Consider the following 16693-nt stretch of genomic DNA (forward strand, 5'->3'; position numbering starts at 1 on the left):
CAGGCCGCGCCTGGCTGCGATGGGGGCAGGGGCAGGGGCGCGGGCGGGGGCCGCCGGGACGCTGGGTGCGGTTCCGGCGGCCGAGTGCGGTCCGGGCGGCCCGGAGGCCGTTCACGCCGGCATGTCGTCCCGGGCCGTCTCGGTGACCCGGGCGAAGACCCCGTCGGCGGCCGGGTCCTCCGACAGGAGGTACGCCTGTGCCTCGCCCACGTGGAAGTACATCCCGTGCAGTTCGAGCGCACCCTCGCGCAGGGCCCGCGCCACGGACTCGTGCGCCCGCAGATGCGCCAACTGCTGCACCACGTTGGTCAGACACAGCTCCTCGACGGCGTCGGCCGCCGCGCGCCCGGCGAGTCGGGCCCGGTCCTCGGCGGCCATCCGCTCCAGGCTCGGCAGCCCGTACCGCAGCCACCGCTTGAGCGGCGTCTGTGAGCTACCGGGATCGCTGCTCAGCAGGGCCTGCATCGCCCCGCACCCGGAGTGCCCGCACACCGTGATGGACCGCACCTCGAGCACGTCGACCGCGTACTCGATCGCCGCCGCCACGGAGTCGTCCCCGCTCTCCTCGCCCGGCGGCGGCACGAGGTTGCCGACATTGCGCACGACGAAGAGGTCGCCGGGACCACTGGAGGTGATCATCGACGTGACGAGCCGGGAGTCGGCGCAGGTCAGGAAGAGCTGCGACGGCCGCTGCCCCTCGCGCGCCAGCCGGGCCAGCTCGCCCCGCACCAGGGGAGCGGTGTTGCGCTGGAACGCACTGATGCCACGTGCCAGTTGATGTCCGCTCGGCCCGGTCGCGGCCGACTCATCCGGGTCTTCGCCGGGTGGCGCTGGCTGCGGGCGCGCGCACTGGTGGTTGCGCCAGGGCGTCCAGGGGCGGCAGCGGCAGGCGGAGGCCTCCCCGAGCCCGGTGCTCCGCTCGGCCGCCGGAGCTTCCATGGCCGGCAGGGAGATACGGGTGCCCGCCCGCCCGGTGAACTCGACGGAGCCGCCCTGCGCGGTGTGCGCGGTCTGCCAGTCCTGCAACGACTCGTACGCCGCGTGGTCCATGAACGACCCGTCCAACTCCACGACGGCGTCCGCCCCATGGGGCACCAGATGCAGCGCACGGCTCAGCCGCGGCACGGCGAGGAACGTCAACTGTCCTCGTACTTGTACGTAATGGACTCCTTCCTGTTCGTCGTGGGTGATGCGGGTGCGGGCGAGGCGGTTCAGAGCGACGGCGACGGCCACGGCGACCCCCAGCGTCACGCCTTCCAGGACGCCGAGCAGGACGACGCCGAGCGTGGTGACGGCGTAGACCAGCACCTCTCGGTGGCGGGTGACCGTGCGGATGTGGTGCAGGGACACCATCTGGATGCCGACGGCCATCACCAGGGCGGCGAGCGATGCGAGGGGGATCAGCTCGAGGATCGGGACCATCAGCAGCGCGGCAACTACTACCCAAACGCCGTGCAGCATCGTGGAGTTCCGACTGACGGCACCGGCTCGCACATTCGCCGAGGTCCGTACGGCCACGCCCGCCACGGGAAGTCCGCCGAGCGCGCCGGAGACGATGTTGGCGGTGCCCTGGCCGAGCAGCTCCCGGTCGAGGTCGGAGCGCCTGTTCGGGAGGGGGCGCCCGGCGGTCAGCTTGTCCACGGCGACGGCGCCGAGCAGCGACTGCACGCTGCACACCAGCGTGGTGGTGAGCACGGCGGCGGCAATACCGAGCACCGGGCCCTCGGGCAGTGAGGCCAGCGCATGGCTGCGCCAGGACGGCAGGTCGACCTTGGGCAGGGACAGTGCGGCGAGCGAGGCGGCCGTGGTGGCCCCGGCGACGGCGACGAGTGCGGCCGGGATCGTGCGCAGGAGTCGCCCGACGCGCCCCGGGAGCCGCGGCCAGGCCAGCAGCAGGGCCAGTGTCAGCGCGCTCATCGACACCGCGGCGGGCTGTAGGTGCGCCAACTGGGCGGGCAGCGCGTGGAGGTTTGCGAGAACGGAGCTCTGCGGGGTGCCGCCGAGCACGATGTGCAGCTGGGCGACGGCGATGGTGACGCCGATCCCGGCGAGCATGCCGTGCACGATCGCGGGGCTGACCGCGAGCGCCGTACGTGCCACGCGCAGACAGCCGAGGCCGAGCTGGGCGACGCCGGCGAGCACCGTGATGGCGCAGGTCGTGCGCCATCCGTAGCGGTGGATGAGTTCGGCGGTGACGACGGTGAGTCCGGCGGCGGGGCCGCTGACCTGGAGCGGGGAGCCGCCGAGGCGGCCGGCGAGGAGCCCGCCGACGGCGGCGGCGACCAGGCCGGACTGGAGTGGCGCGCCGGTGGCGAGGGCGATGCCGAGGGACAGGGGGAGGGCGATCAGGAAGACCGCGATGGAGGCCGACCAGTCGGCGCCCGCGATGCGGAAGCGCCGGGGCTGGGGCGGCGGGGGGCTGTGGGGCTGGTGGATGCGCTTCGTCCGATTCGAGTCGGCGGCGCGGGTGGGGACGCAGGCGGACATGTTTCCCGTCTTCCTCCGGGGCAGCGCGGTCGCGGAACAGGTGGTCCCCCGGCTCGATGGCCGGGGGTCGGGTCGCGGCCGTGGGTCACGGCGTGCAGCGGCGGGATATCTCAACACTCGGTAAATGGATCGTAATGCAGCGTAAAGGATGAATGCGAATAATAACGGCATTTAGGTCAATAAATCACTCTCGCGAGTGAACGGGTATTTTTATCGGCTTGTCATACAAATTCCTTCCGAGGTCGCGTGCAACGTAGACGGCGCTGTCGGCGCCCTGAGCGGCGTTGCCCCGACTGAAGGAAGAAGGTGGGCGGAAGATGGCCGCCACCCACAAGATCGCCGCGGGCGTCGCACTCGCCGCGGCCTGCGCCACCGCGCTCGCCGGTTGCGCGAGCGACACCACTGGCTCCAAGGAAGGCGCGTACGGCCCCGAGAAGGCGGGTGCCCCCGCACCGAAGAGCGCCGTCCGCCTGATCGGCGACGGCTCCACCTCGTACACGGGCGCGCAGCCGCATCTGCCCAGGCCCGAGCGGCTCAAGCCCGGCCAGAAGCCCCCGCAGTTCGTCGTCTTCTCCTGGGACGGCGCCGGAGAGGACAGCCAGAAGCTGTTCTCGCACTTCCGCAAGGTGGCCAAGGCCAACAACGCCTCGATGACGTACTTCCTGAGCGGGGTGTACCTGCTGCCGGAGGAGAAGCGGGACCTGTACAAGCCGCCTGAGCACTCGCCGGGCCGTTCGGACATCGGCTTCAACGACCAGCACGGAATCAAGGAGACCGCGAAGCAGCTGCGTCTGGCGTGGCTGGAGGGCAACGAGATCGGCACCCACTTCAACGGCCACTTCTGCGGCAAGGGCGGCGGCGTCGGCGAGTGGTCGGTCGAGGAGTGGAAGGACGAGATCGCCCAGGCGAAGTCGTTCGTGAAGTCCTGGAAGACCAACGCGGACCTGGCGAAGGCGGCGCCACTGCCCTTCGACTACGACAAGGAGCTCATCGGCGCCCGCACGCCCTGCCTGGAGGGGCAGGAGAACTTCGTGAAGGCGGCCCGTGACCTGGGCTTCCGCTATGACACCTCGGGCGTCAACAATCAGGTCTGGCCCAAGAAGAGGGAGGGCCTGTGGGATCTGTCGATGCAGCTCGTGCCCTTCCCCGGGCACTCCTACGAGCAGCTCACCATGGACTACAACTTCATGGTCAACCAGTCCGGCACCCAGACCCAGGGCGACCCCGCCAAGCGGCAGCTCTGGGGTGACCAGATGCGTGACGGACTGCTCGAAGGCTTCCGCCGCGCCTACGACGGCAACCGTGCGCCGCTGATCATCGGCAACCACTTCGAGTCCTGGAACGGCGGCACGTACATGCGCGCCGTCCAGGAGGTCATCGAGAGCGTCTGCACCATGGACGAGGTGCGCTGCGTGTCGTTCCACCAGCTCGTCGACTGGCTGGACGCGCAGGACCCGCAGGTTCTTCAGAAGCTGCGCAAGCTGACGGTCGGCGAGGCCCCGAGGCAGGGCTGGGCGGCCTTCCTCCCGGGCCGGCCGCCTGCTCCGGCCCCGAAGGGGGTCCCGGGCGCGCCGGCGTTCAAGCCGTAGCCACGAGACCCTCGCTGAGCACGAAACCGGGGTCGACCTGCGCCGCCAGGTCGGTCCCGGTGCGCTCGTTGCCCCAGTTGCCGGCGTTCTTCAGGTGGAAGTGCACCATCTGGCGGGTGTAGGACTCCCAGTCCCGCAGCTCGTACGTGGCGTCGGCGGCGCTTTGCAGCGTGCGCAGCGCGCGGTGGTTGGCGTCCTCCAGAAGCTCGAAGCGGGGCGGGCGCCCCTTCTCCATGGCGCGCACCCAGTTCGAGTGCCCGACCGTCACGAGCAGGTCCTCGCCGACCTCGGCGCGCAGGAAGTCGAGGTCGTCCTGGCCCTGCACCTTGTTGCCGACGACCTTCAGGGCGACCCCGAAGTCACGGGCGTACTCCTTGTACTGGCGATAGACGGAGACTCCCTTCCGGGTCGGCTCGGCGACGAGGAACGTGATGTCGAAGCGGGTGAACATGCCGGACGCGAAGGAGTCCGAGCCCGCCGTCATGTCGACCACCACGTATTCACCCGGGCCGTCGACCAGATGGTTCAGGCACAGCTCCACCGCTCCCGTCTTGGAGTGGTAGCAGGCGACCCCGAGGTCGGCGTCGGTGAAGGGGCCGGTGACCATCAAACGGACGGCGCCGCCGTCGAGTTCCACGGTGCGCGCGCATGCCTCGTACACGGGATTGCTCTCGCGCACCCGCAGCAGCCGGGAGCCCTCGCCGGGCGGGGTGGTCTTGATCATCGTGTCGGCGGACGCGATACGCGGGTTGGAGCCGCGCAGATAGTCCTTGATCAGGCCCAGTCGCTCACCCATGGCGGGCAGCCCGGCGGCCTCGGCCTCGTCGAGGCCGAGCGCGGCCCCCAGGTGCTGGTTGATGTCGGCGTCGACGGCGACGACGGGCGCCGCGGTGGCGGCGAGATGGCGGATGAACAGGGAGGACAGCGTGGTCTTGCCGCTGCCGCCCTTCCCGACGAAAGCAATTTTCATGTTCACCAAGGGTAGTGGGATGATTGCTCTTCGTGCTCGTCCGACGTGAAGAAGACCACTCCTTCGTGAGGGGCGCGGGCGGGTTGCGTAGTGTCGTACTCATGAGTACGACAGGTGCGGCCGCCGATCCGCTCGCGGCCCTGGGGGCGCTGCCCGGTGTGGCCGAGTCCGTGGAGTCCGTGCGCAAGGCCGTGGACCGGGTCTACGGACACCGGGTCATGCGGCGCCGCAGCAACGAGATCACCTCCGAGGCGGCGCTGCGTGGCGCCCGTGGCTCTGCGGCGCTGTCCGGTGCCGACTGGGCCCTGGAGGAGGTGCGCCGGCGTACCGACTTCAGCGGTGACGACGAGGCCCGTACGGTCGGCGCGGCCCTCAGGCTGACGGCCGAGGCGGGGCAGCTCCTGTCCATCTGGCGGCAGTCGCCCCTGCGGGTGCTGGCTCGGCTGCACCTGGTGGCGGCCGCGGGCAAGGAGGACGAGGTCGGCCGGCCCCGGCAGGACGGTGAGCCGGTCGACGAGCCGCTCGTCGAACTGCCGCTGCCGGACGCGCGGGAGGTCGCGGGCCGGCTCGAAGGGCTCTCGCAGCTGATCATCGCGGGCGGCTCGGCGCCGGCCCTGGTGACGGCGGCCGTCGTGCACGGCGAACTGCTCGCGCTGCGCCCCTTCGGCTCCCACAACGGCCTGGTCGCGCGCACGGCCGAACGCATCGTCCTGATCGGCAGCGGCCTCGACCCGAAGTCCATCTGTCCGGCCGAGGTCGGTCACGCCGAACTCGGCCGTGCGGCCTATGCGGCGGCCCTCGACGGCTATGTCTCCGGCACGCCCGAGGGCATGGCGGCGTGGATCGCCCATTGCGGCAAGGCGATCGAGCTGGGGGTCCGGGAGTCGACGGCGGTGTGCGAGGCGCTTCAGCGCGGCGCCGCGTAGGGGGTGTAACGCCCTACAGGCGTTGAGAAAAGGGTTGCGGCGGTACGAGGTCTCGTACCGCCGCTGGCATGTCCACCGGGTTACCAAGCGTCCTCGAATGTTGCCCATCAGGTCGGGAACTGCTGCCCGTGGCCTGGTGCGGCTGGCCCGTAATCGACGGGTCGACGTCGCGTGGGTGCCTGGTGTTCATGCGCGGTCCGTGTGGCCAAATGCGTTTAAAAGGTAATCCTCTCGGATGTCCTTGGTCTCGCGGGCCGTTAACCCCTTTGTACTCCAGGTGCCGAGTAAGCGGAAGCCCTGGATGCACTTCTTTACTTTTGCATTCAAATAGAGGCGAATCGGGCGAGGGGGTGCTCGAATCCGGCCGGGAGGGTCCCTGTGCGCGCGGCGGGATCACATCGCTGTCGCGCGCCGCCGGTTCGTGTACCAGACAAGGCCGGCGGTGGCCGCCGCGGCGCCTATCGCGGCCGCCGCGACCAGCGCCGGGCGCGGCGGCACCGACAGTGCGGGCAGCCGCTGCTTCAGCCGGACCGGCCGGTGGAAGTCCAGAATGGGCCACTGCCGGGCGATCGCCTCGCGGCGCAGCGCGCGGTCCGGATTCACGGCGTGCGGATGGCCGACGGACTCCAGCATCGGGAGGTCGGTCGCCGAATCGCTGTACGCGTAGCAGCGTGCGAGGTCGTACCCCTCGGACGCGGCCAGCTCCTTGATCGCCTCGGCCTTCGTCGGCCCGTACGCGTAGTACTCCACCTCGCCCGTGAAGCAGCCGTCGTCGCCCACGATCATGCGGGTGGCCACCACTCGGTCAGCGCCCAGCAGTTCGCCGATCGGCTCCACGACCTCGGCGCCGGACGTGGAGACGATCACGACGTCCCGTCCGGCGGTGTGGTGCTCCTCGATGAGGGACGCGGCCTCGTCGTAGATGATCGGGTCGATCAGGTCGTGCAGCGTCTCGGCGACGATCTCCTTGACCTGTCGGACGTTCCAGCCGCGGCACAGTGCGGAGAGGTACTCGCGCATCCGTTCCATCTGGTCGTGGTCGGCGCCGCCCGCGAGGAACACGAACTGGGCATATGCGGTACGCAACACGGCTCTGCGGTTGATCAGGCCGCCTTGGTAGAACGACTTGCTGAACGTGAGTGTGCTCGACTTCGCAATGACCGTCTTGTCCAGGTCAAAGAAGGCTGCTGTGCGAGGCAAGGAGTGGTTTTCCACGGGCCCGAGCATAGGCGCCCACCATTCGGCGTAAGGTGTGGCGCGTGGGTTTGCCTGAGAGGGCTCTCGGGTACACCATGGAAGTCACGGATCGTTCGCGACCGTGCTAACCCGGTCCGACTCCTCCCCCCCCGAGTCGGCCGTGGGGACGACCCCCGCTCTCCCCCCCGGCGGGGGTCGTCGCATGTCCGGATGGGTTTTCCTCCTTCTTTCAACGGTTTTTGAGCCTCGTCGCGGCCTCCCGGGCCGCTCTTTTTTATTCCCGTGATCCGTCACTGTGTGTAGCCGTAGCGCTGCGCTCCGGGAGTCGTACAGGGGTCACCCGTATGGGTGAGGGCGATATTCACAACCACTGGGTTGTCCACAGTTTTCGACCAAGATCCACACGATTTCCGGGATCGCTGCACCGTGATTCCCACGCGTCGGCTCGCGGCGAGTTCATGGCCGGGTCCGTTTGCCGGGCGTTATGGCCGGTTCGCATCGGCCGTTCATATGGAGACCGGTTGCCGGTTCTTCACACGAGAGGGAATCGCGGGTCTGCAGAGAGCTCTGCTGACTTCGCGGAAGAAGCAGCGAAGGGGGCTGGAGATCATGGCGGGAGCCATCACCCACGACCACGCGGCCGCCGCCCAGGGGCGGCAGGGCGGACCGCTGATCGTCACCGAGGACGTTGAACTCCTCGACGACCTGCTGCGCCTGTGCGCGGCCGCGGGCGCCAGACCGGAAGTCCACCACACCGTGCCCGACGGCAGGGGCACCTGGGAGGCCGCACCGCTGGTGCTCGTCGGAGACGACGCCGCGCGGCGCGTCCGCGGGGCCGCGCGGCGACGCGGAGTCGTGCTGGTGGGGCGGGATCAGGACGACTCCGGGGTCTGGCGGCGGGCCGTGGAGATCGGCGCGGACCATGTCCTGCTGCTGCCGGATGGCGAGCAATGGCTGGTCGACCGCATCGCCGACGTGGCCGAAGGAGTCGGCCGGCCCGCGCTCACCGTGGGCGTGATCGGCGGTCGCGGCGGGGCCGGCGCGTCCACGCTGGCCTGCGCGCTCGCCGTCACCTCGGCGCGCCAGGGCAGGCGCACCCTGCTCGTGGACGCGGATCCGCTGGGCGGCGGACTCGACGTACTCCTCGGCGGCGAGACAGCCGAAGGGCTGCGCTGGCCGGCGTTCGCCGCCTCCCGTGGCCGGGTCGGCGGCGGCGCCCTGGAGGAGTCCCTGCCCGAACTGCACGCGTTACGGGTGCTGAGCTGGGACCGGGGTGACGCGGTGGCTGTCCCGCCCCAGGCCGTCCGTGCGGTCCTGGCCGCGGCCAGGCGGCGCGGCGGAGCCGTCGTCGTCGACCTCCCGCGCCGCGTCGACGAGGGAGCCGCCGAAGCGCTCGCCCAGGTGGACCTCGGCGTGCTGGTTGTCCCCGCCGAGCTGCGCGCGATCGCGGCGGCGGCACGGGTGGCGTCGGCCGCCGGCATGGTCCTGGGTGATCTGCGGGTCGCGGTACGCGGGCCGTACGCGCCCGGGCTCGACGACCGCGAGGTGGCTCGGCTGCTCGGGCTGCCGCTGCTCGGTGAGGTACCGGCCGAGCCACCGGTGCCGGACGGCGGCGTGCCGCCCGGGGGAGCGGCGCGGGGGCCGCTCGCCCGGTTCTGCGCGGTCTTTTGGGACCGGGCGCTGGTCGAGGCGGGTGGCGTATGAGCGGGGGATGGGACGCGGGGGCCGGCCTGGACCGCGCGGCGGGCCTGGACGGCGCCACGGGGTCGGTTTTCGGTGGGGGCGCGGGAGGCGTCGTCGGACGGGGTGCGCCGGCCGGCGGGGGATCCGGTGCCCGGGACGATCTGAGCGCGGGGCTGCTGGAGGGGGTGCGGCAGTGGCTGGCCGAGAGCGGGGCCGAGCCGACGCCCGCGCGCGTGGCGCAGGCCCTGCGGGAGCGGGGAAGGGTGCTGGGGGACGCCGAAGTCCTCGGCGCGGCCGAGCGGTTTCGCTCGGAACTGGTGGGCAGCGGGCCCCTGGAGCCGCTGCTCGCCGACCCCTCGGTCACCGATGTGCTGGTGTCGGCGCCGGACCGGGTGTGGGTGGACCGAGGCGGCGGGCTGGAGCTGACAGCGGTGTCCTTCCCGGATGCTGCGGCCGTACGACGCCTGGCGCAGCGGCTGGCCGCCGTGGCCGGGCGGCGCCTCGACGACGCCCGGCCGTGGGCCGACGCGAGGCTGCCGGACGGCACCCGCCTGCACGCGGTGCTCGAACCGGTCGCGGTCGGCTCCGCCTGTCTGTCGCTGCGGGTCGTACGGCCACGGGCGTTCACCCTCGCCGAGTTGGTGGCGGCGGGGACGGTGCCGCCCGGCGGGGACCGGGTCCTGCGGGCGCTGCTGGAGGCCAGGCTGTCGTTTTTGATCAGCGGCGGGACGGGATCGGGCAAGACGACCTTGCTGAGTGCGCTCCTTGGCCTGGTCGGGCCGGGGGAGCGGATCGTGCTGGCGGAGGACTCGGCGGAGCTGCGGCCCGACCATCCGCATGTGGTGCGCCTCGAGGGCCGGCCCGCCAACCAGGAGGGCGTCGGGCTGGTGACACTTCAGGAACTCGTGCGCCAGGCCCTGCGGATGAGACCCGACCGGCTCGTCGTCGGAGAGGTGCGCGGTCCCGAGGTCGTGTCCCTGCTGGCCGCGCTGAACACGGGACATGACGGCGGGTGCGGCACCGTCCACGCGAACGCGGCGGCCCAGGTGCCGGCCCGGCTGGAGGCGCTGGGCACGGCCGCCGGCCTGGACCGGGCCGCGCTGCACAGCCAGTTGGCGGCCGCGCTGTCGGTGGTCCTGCATCTTGTGCGCGACCGGGCCGGGCGGCGGCGCATCGCCGAGGTGCATGTGCTGGAGCGGGACGCGTCGGGGCTGGTGGTGACGGTGCCCGCGCTGCGGTGGGGCGCGGAGACGTTCACGTACGAGCGGGGCTGGGAGCGGCTGCGGGGGCTGCTTCGGGAAGGAGGCGAACCGCTGTGAGGACGGTCGTGGGCCGCTGTGAGGGCTGTTTCAGGAGGGGAGTCGGGCGCTGTGACCGGGATCGATGAGCTGTCGATGGGCGCGGGCCTGGCATGTGCCGGAGCCGCCGCCTGGCTGATGGGCGGGCGCGACGTGGGGATACGGCGGGCACGGTTGCTCTTCGCGGAAGGCGGGGTGGCCGGGGGCGGGCCGCCGCCGTGGGAGCGGGCGTTGGCCGGGCTGCGGCGGCTGCGGGCCGAGTGGTGGTCGGTGGTGGCCGGGCTGGTCATCGCGGTGCTGGGTGCGTCCGTGCTGCCACTGGCGGCCGGGGCCGTCGGGGTGCCACTGCTGCGCCGGGTGCGGGCTGGCCGCGGAGGCGCGGCGGGCACGGGAGCGGCGGGGAGAGGCGGTGATCGGGCTGTGCGGGGCGCTCGCCGGAGAGGTGCGCGCCGGACGGCAGCCGGGCGAGGCGCTGCTCCACGCGGCGGGTGACTCGGGCGGGCTGGGCGACGCGCAGGCGGCGGTGCTGGCGGCGGCGCGGTTCGGCGGGGATGTGCCCGGGGCGCTCGCCGACGCGGCCGGTCAGCCCGGTGCCGAGGGGCTGCTGGGGCTCGGGGCGTGCTGGCGGGTGGCCGTGGACCGGGGCGCGGGCCTGGCGGCCGGGCTGGACCGGTTGGAGGCGGCGCTGCGCGCCGAGCGGGACCAACGGGCCGAACTGCGCGCCCAGTTGGCGGGCGCGCGCTCCACGGCGGTGATGCTCGCCGCCCTGCCGGTCCTGGGTCTCCTGCTGGGCACGGCACTGGGCGCCGACCCGCTGCACGTCGTGCTCCACACCGGCGCGGGCCTGGCCTGTCTGCTGGCCGGCGCGGTGCTGGAAGGCGCGGGTCTGTGGTGGGCGCTGCGGATCGTACGGGGAGCGGAGGCGGCATGAGCGCGGAAGTTGTCCACAGGCTGGGGGTTGTGTGGGGAGCGTCGGCGCTGTGGTGGCTGGCGCGGGCGCTCGCCGCCGCTCGGCGAGAGCGGCGGATGCGCCGGCGGCTGGGTGTGCTGCTGGTCCTGCACGGTGCGCCTGCACGACGGCGGTTCGAGGTGCGGGGGACGGTGCTGCGGTGGCTTCCGGGGGCGGGGGCGCTGTGCTCCGGTTGGGTGCTGTTCGGCGGCCTGGGCGGAGTGGTGGTGGGGCTGATCGCGGGAGCCGGGGTGTCGTGGTGGCGGCTTCGGCGGGAGAGCGGCAGCGCTGTCCCCGCGGAGGAGTACGACCCTGCCGTGGCCGCCCGTCAACTCCCGCTGGCGGCCGATCTGCTGGCGGCGTGCATCGCGGCGGGCGCGAGTCCGGTCACGGCGGCCCAGCGCGGTCGGAGAGGCGCTGCAGGGGCCCGTCGGGGAGCGGCTGGCGACGGGGGCCGCCGAGGTGCGGCTCGGGGGTGAGCCGGCGGACGCGTGGCGGAGGCTGGCGTCGGTGCCGCGCGCCGGGGCGCTGGCCCTGCTCCTGGAACGGGCGGGTGAGTCGGGCGTACCGGCGGCAGGACCGGTCGGGCGCCTCGCGGCGGAGGCCCGCGCCGAATGGGGGCGTACGGCCACGGCACGGGCGCGCCGGGCGGGTGTGCTGATCACTGCTCCGGTGGGGCTGTGCTTCCTGCCCGCGTTCATCACGGTCGGCGTACTGCCCGTGGTGATCGGACTGGCGGGCGGGCTGCTGGAGGGAGGGAGCGGATGACGTCGTACGAAGCGTGCTGAACACGGCGAGGGACCGACAGAAATTGACCGATAGGCGTGGGCCGACGACGTGGGCCGACAAGTGCGGGCCGACAGGGCCTGAAATTCACGGGGGTTGAGATGGGCAGGACAGTACGAGTACGGGTGGGTGTGCTGGTGCGCAGGGTGCGGGCAGCGGTGCATGGCGTACGAGGCAGGGCGCGTGAGGACGCGGGAATGGTCACGTCCGAGTACGCGATGGGGATCATCGCGGCGGTGGCGTTCGCGGCGGTGCTCTACAAGGTGCTGACGAGCGGGCAGGTCAGCGCGGAGTTGCAGGACATCGTGGGGCGGGCGCTCGATGTCCGGATGTGAACGGGGAGCGGCGGGCGCGGCCTGCGGCCCGTGCGGTGAGCGCCGTGGGGCTCGCGGGATGCCTGGCCGGGACGGTGGGTTTGTCACGGCGGAGGCCGCGGTCGTCCTGCCCGCTCTGGTGCTCTTCGCGATGGCTCTCGTCTGGGCGCTGCTGGCCGCGTCCGCGCAGATTCAGTGTGTGGACGCGGCGCGAGCGGGGGCGCGAGCGGCGGCGCGGCAGGATCCGCCCGATGCGGTCACGGCGGTGGCCCGGCAGGCGGCGCCACGCGGGGCGAGGGTCACGGTGAGCCGGGAGGGCGACATGGTGCGCGTGGTGGTCGTGGCGCATCCGCCCGGGCCAAGAGCGCTGACTCCCGAACTCGGCGACGCGGCGGTCGCGTTGGCGGAGGAGACCGTGGAGGTGGACACGGTGGGGGTGCAGCCGTGAGGGACCGGGGCTCGGTGAGGGACCGGGGCTCGGCCAGCGTCTGGGTCGTCTGCGCGATCGCCGGCCTGTGCGTCGTCTTCGGCGCCGTCCTCGCGATGAGCCAGGCGGTGGTGACCCGCCATCGGGCGGCGTCCGCGGCCGACCTGGCGGCGCTCGCGGCCGCGGACCACTGGGCGGACGCCGGCGGGGGGGCGTGCGCCATGGCGGACCGGGTTGCGCGAGCGCAGGGCGGCAGGCTGGTGCGGTGCGCGGTCGAGGGAGAGATCTCGGACGTGACGGCGACGTCGGGGCGAGGGCCTTTCACGGCGGAGGTGAGGGCGAGAGCGGGACCGGCTGGGCCGGCCGACGCGGTGGTGCCGCCCGGTCCGGCAGGACCAGTCGTCCCGGTGCCCCCGGGCGCCGTCTCCCGGACGTCCGCTCGTCCCGGAAGGGAGGCGATGCCTTAGTCCGCGGACGATTCCGCCGCCCGTGCGGGCTCCTTCGGCAGACCCGCCTTCTCCTGCTCCGCCGCCCCTCGCAACAGCACCGACAGCAGCCGCACGGCCCCCCGTTTGTGGAGCGGATCGTTTCCGTTGCCGCACTTGGGGGACTGGATGCAGGACGGGCAGCCGGCGTCGCACTCGCAGGATGCGATGGCCTGGCGGGTGGCGGTGAGCCAGTCGCGGGCCGTGTGGAAGGCGCGCTCCGCGAATCCCGCGCCACCCGGATGGCCGTCGTAGACGAAGACCGTCGGCAGGAGCGTGTCCGGGTGCAGTGGGACCGAGACGCCGCCGATGTCCCAGCGGTCGCACGTGGCGAACAGCGGGAGCATGCCGATCGACGCGTGCTCGGCGGCGTGCAGGGCGCCGCCGAGGATCTCCGGGGTGATCCGCGCCGCGTCCAGCTGATCCTCGGTGACCGTCCACCACACGGCGCGAGTGCGGAGCGTACGTGGCGGAAGGTCGAGTTTGGTCTCGCCGAGCACTTCGCCGGTGATGAGTCTGCGACGCAGGAAGGAGACGACTTGGTTGGTGACCTCGACGGAGCCGTAGCACAACCGGCCTTCGCCCCAGGGAACTTCGACGTCCGTCTCCAGGACCGAGATGGCGGTCGTGTCCCGGGCGACCGTCGAATACGACGGATTGGCCTCCTCGACCAGGGCGACGGAATCCTCCAGGTCCAGCTCACGCACCAGGTAGGTACGGCCCTGGTGCAGATGGACCGCGCCCTCGTGCACGGTGGTGTGCGCGGCGCCCGCGTCGACCGTGCCGAGCAGCCGCCCGGTGCCGGCCTCGACGATCTGCACGGGCCGCCCGCCCTCCCCGCGGATGTCCGTGAGGTCCGCGGCTCGCTCCCGGCGTGTCCAGTGCCACGCCTTGGTGCGGCGGCGCAGCAGCTTCGCGGCCTCCAGCTGTGGCAGCAGGTCTGCGGTGGACGGGCCGAACAGTGCCAGGTCCTCTTCCACCAAAGGCAGTTCCTCGGCCGCAGCGCACAGGTGCGGCGCGAGGACGTACGGGTTGTCGGGGTCGAGGACCGTGGACTCCACCGGCTGGTCGAACAGGGCCTCGGGGTGGTGGACGAGGAACGTGTCCAGCGGGTCGTCGCGCGCGACCAGGATCGCCAGCGCCCCCTGCCCCGAGCGTCCGGCGCGGCCGGCCTGCTGCCAGAGGGATGCCCGAGTCCCCGGGTAGCCGGCGATGACGACGGCGTCCAGCCCCGACACGTCGACGCCGAGTTCGAGGGCGGTGGTGGCGGCGAGGCCGAGGAGTTCGCCGGAGTGCAGGGCGCGTTCGAGGGCGCGGCGTTCCTCCGGTAGGTAGCCGCCGCGGTAGGCGGCCACTCGCCGGGCGAGTGAGCGGTCGATCTCGGCGAGGCGTTCCTGGGCGATCACCGCGATCAGCTCGGCGCCACGCCGGGAGCGTACGAAGGCGACCGAGCGCACGCCTTGCAGGGTCAGGTCGGTCAGGAGGTCGGCGGTCTCGGCGGTGGCGGTGCGGCGGACGGGCGCGCCCTTCTCGCCGTGCAGCTCGGTGAGCGGGGGCTCCCAGAGGGCGAACACCAGTTCCCCCCGTGGGGAGGCGTCGTCCGCGACCTCCACGACCCGCAGGCCCGTGAGACGGGACGCGGCGACCGAGGGCTCGGCGGCGGTGGCGGAGGCCAGCAGGAACACCGGCGACGCGCCGTACCGCGCGCACAGACGGCGCAATCGGCGCAGTACCTGGGCGACGTGGGAGCCGAAGACGCCCCGGTAGGTGTGGCACTCGTCGATGACGACATAGCGCAGGGCACGCAGGAAGGAGGACCAGCGCGGGTGTGCGGGCAATATGCCGCGGTGCAGCATGTCGGGGTTGGTCAGGACGTAGTTGGCGTACTGACGTACCCATTCGCGTTCCTCGACGGGCGTGTCGCCGTCGTAGACCGCGGGGCGCACGGCGGTGCCCAGAGGTTGTGAAAGTTCCTTCACAGAGCGGCACTGATCCGCTGCCAGGGCCTTCGTCGGGGCGAGGTACAGGGCCGTCGCGCCACGCCCATTGGGGGCCTCGGAGCCGTCCAGGAGGGCCGACAGGGCCGGTACGAGGTACGCCAGGGACTTGCCGGAGGCGGTGCCTGTGGCGACGACCACCGACTCGCCGTCCAGGGCGTGCTCGGCCGCCCGTGCCTGGTGGGCCCAGGGGTGTTCGATGCCCGCGGCCTGCACCGCGGCGATGACCTCCGAACGGATCCGGTCGGGCCACACGGCATGGCGACCCTCACGCGGGGGCAAGTGCTCCGTATGAGTGATGCGCGAAGCTCGGCTCGGCCCCGAGGCGAGCCGGTCCAGGACCGTGCCCGGCGAGGGGCTGGATGCGGTGTCCGACGAGGATCGATCGGGTCGGTGATTCTTGGCCATCGGCAACGAGTGTGTCACTGGCATGACGGACAATGGACCCAAGGCGTCGTGCACGCCTGCCGGTAAGTGATTGAATGCCATCGCGGCTGGCGAACCGTCCCGGGGGCTCCGCCGAGGTGTCCCGAGGGGCGACCGCTCGATAGCAAGGTGCTGGAGGATCCGTGGACCTGTCCCTGTCGACCCGTACCGTCGGCGATCGTACGGTCGTCGAGGTCGGTGGCGAAATCGATGTATATACCGCGCCCAAGCTGCGCGAGCAGTTGGTCGAGCTGGTGAACGACGGCAATTTCCATCTTGTCGTCGACATGGAGGGCGTGGATTTCCTCGACTCCACCGGTCTCGGCGTGCTGGTCGGCGGCCTGAAGCGGGTGCGTGCCCATGAGGGCTCGCTGCGACTGGTCTGCAACCAGGAGCGCATTCTGAAGATCTTCCGCATCACCGGTCTCACCAAGGTGTTCCCGATCCACACCTCGGTCGAGGAAGCGGTGGCGGCCACCGACTGACCCCGCCTCGGGCCCCTGTGCCCGGGCGGCAGAAGTCACGCGCCCAAAACGGCAGAAGCAAAAGGACGGGGGGACCGGGCCTCGGCGGCCCGGCCCTCTGACAGCACGCCCGTAGTTTGAGGGGGATGCATGGCCACCGTTGAGCTCCGCTTCAGCGCGCTGCCCGAGCACGTCAGGACCGCCCGACTGGTGGCGGCAGCGGTGGCGCGCAGGGCCGGAGTGGACGAGGCCGTACTCGACGAGGTCAGACTCGCCGTGGGCGAGGCCTGCACCCGAGCCGTCGGACTGCACCAGAGCAGCGGTGTCTCGTCCCCGGTGCGGGTGACGCTGATCGAGGAGGAGAAGCAGTTCTCCATCGAGGTCGGCGACGAAGCGCCACGTTCGGCGCCCGGAGAGAGGGTGCCGGGCACGCGCGCCGCCGAGGATCCCGACGCGGACGGCGACGAGGACGACATGGGCCTCGCGGTCATCAGCGGCCTCGTCGACGATGTCGAGGTCACTGCTGGAGAAAACGGTGGACTGATCAGGATGAGCTGGCCAACCATGCCGCCGGCCACGCTCCTTCCCTGACGCCCCCTCGCGCAGTACCCGTAGTACTTGTAGTACCCGCGGTACCTGAAGGGCCCTGCTCAGCAGGGCCCTTTTTGCATGCGTGGCGCGCCGGACCCCTTTTC

At 72.0% G+C, this 16693-nt stretch carries 13 protein-coding genes and 2 pseudogenes; 11 read left to right on the top strand and 4 right to left on the bottom strand.

What is annotated here, in order from left to right:
* Positions 1–111: 111 nt before the first annotated feature.
* Entirely contained in the window at positions 112–2487 is a 2376-nt protein-coding gene (locus tag SAVERM_RS23760) for a bifunctional SulP family inorganic anion transporter/carbonic anhydrase (RefSeq protein WP_010986024.1), read from the bottom strand.
* Between the two features lie 317 nt (positions 2488–2804).
* Between SAVERM_RS23760 and SAVERM_RS23765 the strand changes: the two genes are divergently transcribed.
* Positions 2805–4076 (top strand): polysaccharide deacetylase family protein, encoded by a 1272-nt coding sequence (locus SAVERM_RS23765; RefSeq protein WP_010986025.1) that lies wholly within the window; start codon positions 2805–2807, stop codon positions 4074–4076.
* Here SAVERM_RS23765 and SAVERM_RS23770 read toward each other — a convergent pair.
* Positions 4066–5046 (bottom strand): ATP-binding protein, encoded by a 981-nt coding sequence (locus SAVERM_RS23770; RefSeq protein ID WP_037649123.1) that lies wholly within the window; start codon positions 5044–5046, stop codon positions 4066–4068. The genes SAVERM_RS23765 and SAVERM_RS23770 overlap by 11 nt on opposite strands.
* Before the next feature lie 101 nt (positions 5047–5147).
* Here SAVERM_RS23770 and SAVERM_RS23775 point away from each other — a divergent pair, with 101 nt between their 5' ends.
* Positions 5148–5972 (top strand): Fic family protein, encoded by an 825-nt coding sequence (locus SAVERM_RS23775; protein ID WP_010986027.1) that lies wholly within the window; start codon positions 5148–5150, stop codon positions 5970–5972.
* 393 nt (positions 5973–6365) lie between these two features.
* Here SAVERM_RS23775 and SAVERM_RS23780 read toward each other — a convergent pair whose 3' ends face one another.
* Positions 6366–7199 (bottom strand): HAD family hydrolase, encoded by an 834-nt coding sequence (locus tag SAVERM_RS23780; protein WP_010986028.1) that lies wholly within the window; start codon positions 7197–7199, stop codon positions 6366–6368.
* A 579-nt stretch (positions 7200–7778) separates the two neighbouring features.
* Between SAVERM_RS23780 and ssd the strand changes: the two genes are divergently transcribed.
* The 7 genes and pseudogenes from ssd (at position 7779) to SAVERM_RS23810 (ending at position 13093) form a co-directional block, all read left to right on the top strand.
* Complete coding sequence (ssd, locus tag SAVERM_RS23785) at positions 7779–8873, top strand: septum site-determining protein Ssd (RefSeq protein WP_010986029.1); 1095 nt, start codon at positions 7779–7781, stop codon at positions 8871–8873.
* Entirely contained in the window at positions 8870–10171 is a 1302-nt protein-coding gene (locus SAVERM_RS23790) for a TadA family conjugal transfer-associated ATPase (protein ID WP_010986030.1), read from the top strand. Before ssd ends, SAVERM_RS23790 begins: the two co-directional genes overlap by 4 nt.
* A gap of 75 nt (positions 10172–10246) precedes the next feature.
* Positions 10247–11081: pseudogene (locus SAVERM_RS23795) on the top strand (type II secretion system F family protein).
* Positions 11078–11867 (top strand): annotated as a pseudogene (locus SAVERM_RS23800) (type II secretion system F family protein). Before SAVERM_RS23795 ends, SAVERM_RS23800 begins: the two co-directional pseudogenes overlap by 4 nt.
* Positions 11868–11986: 119 nt before the next feature.
* Positions 11987–12220, top strand: coding sequence for a DUF4244 domain-containing protein (locus tag SAVERM_RS40365; protein ID WP_010986034.1), 234 nt, complete (start codon positions 11987–11989; stop codon positions 12218–12220).
* A 58-nt stretch (positions 12221–12278) separates the two neighbouring features.
* A complete protein-coding gene (locus SAVERM_RS23805) occupies positions 12279–12647 on the top strand; it encodes a TadE family type IV pilus minor pilin (RefSeq protein ID WP_037649131.1) in 369 nt (122 codons plus the stop codon).
* A gap of 14 nt (positions 12648–12661) precedes the next feature.
* Entirely contained in the window at positions 12662–13093 is a 432-nt protein-coding gene (locus SAVERM_RS23810; RefSeq protein ID WP_401655480.1) for an Rv3654c family TadE-like protein, read from the top strand.
* On the opposite strand, the gene SAVERM_RS23815 is transcribed toward SAVERM_RS23810, so the two are convergent.
* Entirely contained in the window at positions 13090–15597 is a 2508-nt protein-coding gene (locus tag SAVERM_RS23815) for a DEAD/DEAH box helicase (RefSeq protein WP_010986037.1), read from the bottom strand. The genes SAVERM_RS23810 and SAVERM_RS23815 overlap by 4 nt on opposite strands.
* 80 nt (positions 15598–15677) lie before the next feature.
* Here SAVERM_RS23815 and bldG point away from each other — a divergent pair, with 80 nt between their 5' ends.
* The gene (gene bldG, locus SAVERM_RS23820; protein ID WP_010986038.1) at positions 15678–16019 is read left to right on the top strand and encodes an anti-sigma factor antagonist BldG; all 342 of its coding nucleotides are present in this window, start codon (positions 15678–15680) and stop codon (positions 16017–16019) included.
* A gap of 129 nt (positions 16020–16148) precedes the next feature.
* A complete protein-coding gene (locus tag SAVERM_RS23825; RefSeq protein ID WP_010986039.1) occupies positions 16149–16589 on the top strand; it encodes an ATP-binding protein in 441 nt (146 codons plus the stop codon).
* The last annotated feature ends 104 nt before the right edge of the window (positions 16590–16693 follow it).

Origin of the sequence: Streptomyces avermitilis MA-4680 = NBRC 14893 (genome assembly GCF_000009765.2) — a bacterium.
GTDB lineage: Bacteria > Actinomycetota > Actinomycetes > Streptomycetales > Streptomycetaceae > Streptomyces > Streptomyces avermitilis.

Excerpts from the sequence above, each read along its gene's own strand:
- SAVERM_RS23790 (WP_010986030.1), top strand. The coding sequence starts at position 8,870 with ATGAGCGGGGGATGGGACGCGGGGGCCGGCCTGGACCGCGCGGCGGGC.
- SAVERM_RS23775 (WP_010986027.1), top strand. The coding sequence starts at position 5,148 with ATGAGTACGACAGGTGCGGCCGCCGATCCGCTCGCGGCCCTGGGGGCG.
- ssd (WP_010986029.1), top strand. The coding sequence starts at position 7,779 with ATGGCGGGAGCCATCACCCACGACCACGCGGCCGCCGCCCAGGGGCGG.
- SAVERM_RS23825 (WP_010986039.1), top strand. The coding sequence starts at position 16,149 with ATGGCCACCGTTGAGCTCCGCTTCAGCGCGCTGCCCGAGCACGTCAGG.
- SAVERM_RS40365 (WP_010986034.1), top strand. The coding sequence starts at position 11,987 with ATGGGCAGGACAGTACGAGTACGGGTGGGTGTGCTGGTGCGCAGGGTG.
- SAVERM_RS23760 (WP_010986024.1), bottom strand. The coding sequence starts at position 2,487 with ATGTCCGCCTGCGTCCCCACCCGCGCCGCCGACTCGAATCGGACGAAG.
- SAVERM_RS23770 (WP_037649123.1), bottom strand. The coding sequence starts at position 5,046 with ATGAAAATTGCTTTCGTCGGGAAGGGCGGCAGCGGCAAGACCACGCTG.
- SAVERM_RS23780 (WP_010986028.1), bottom strand. The coding sequence starts at position 7,199 with ATGCTCGGGCCCGTGGAAAACCACTCCTTGCCTCGCACAGCAGCCTTC.
- SAVERM_RS23765 (WP_010986025.1), top strand. The coding sequence starts at position 2,805 with ATGGCCGCCACCCACAAGATCGCCGCGGGCGTCGCACTCGCCGCGGCC.
- SAVERM_RS23815 (WP_010986037.1), bottom strand. The coding sequence starts at position 15,597 with ATGGCATTCAATCACTTACCGGCAGGCGTGCACGACGCCTTGGGTCCA.
- SAVERM_RS23805 (WP_037649131.1), top strand. The coding sequence starts at position 12,279 with ATGCCTGGCCGGGACGGTGGGTTTGTCACGGCGGAGGCCGCGGTCGTC.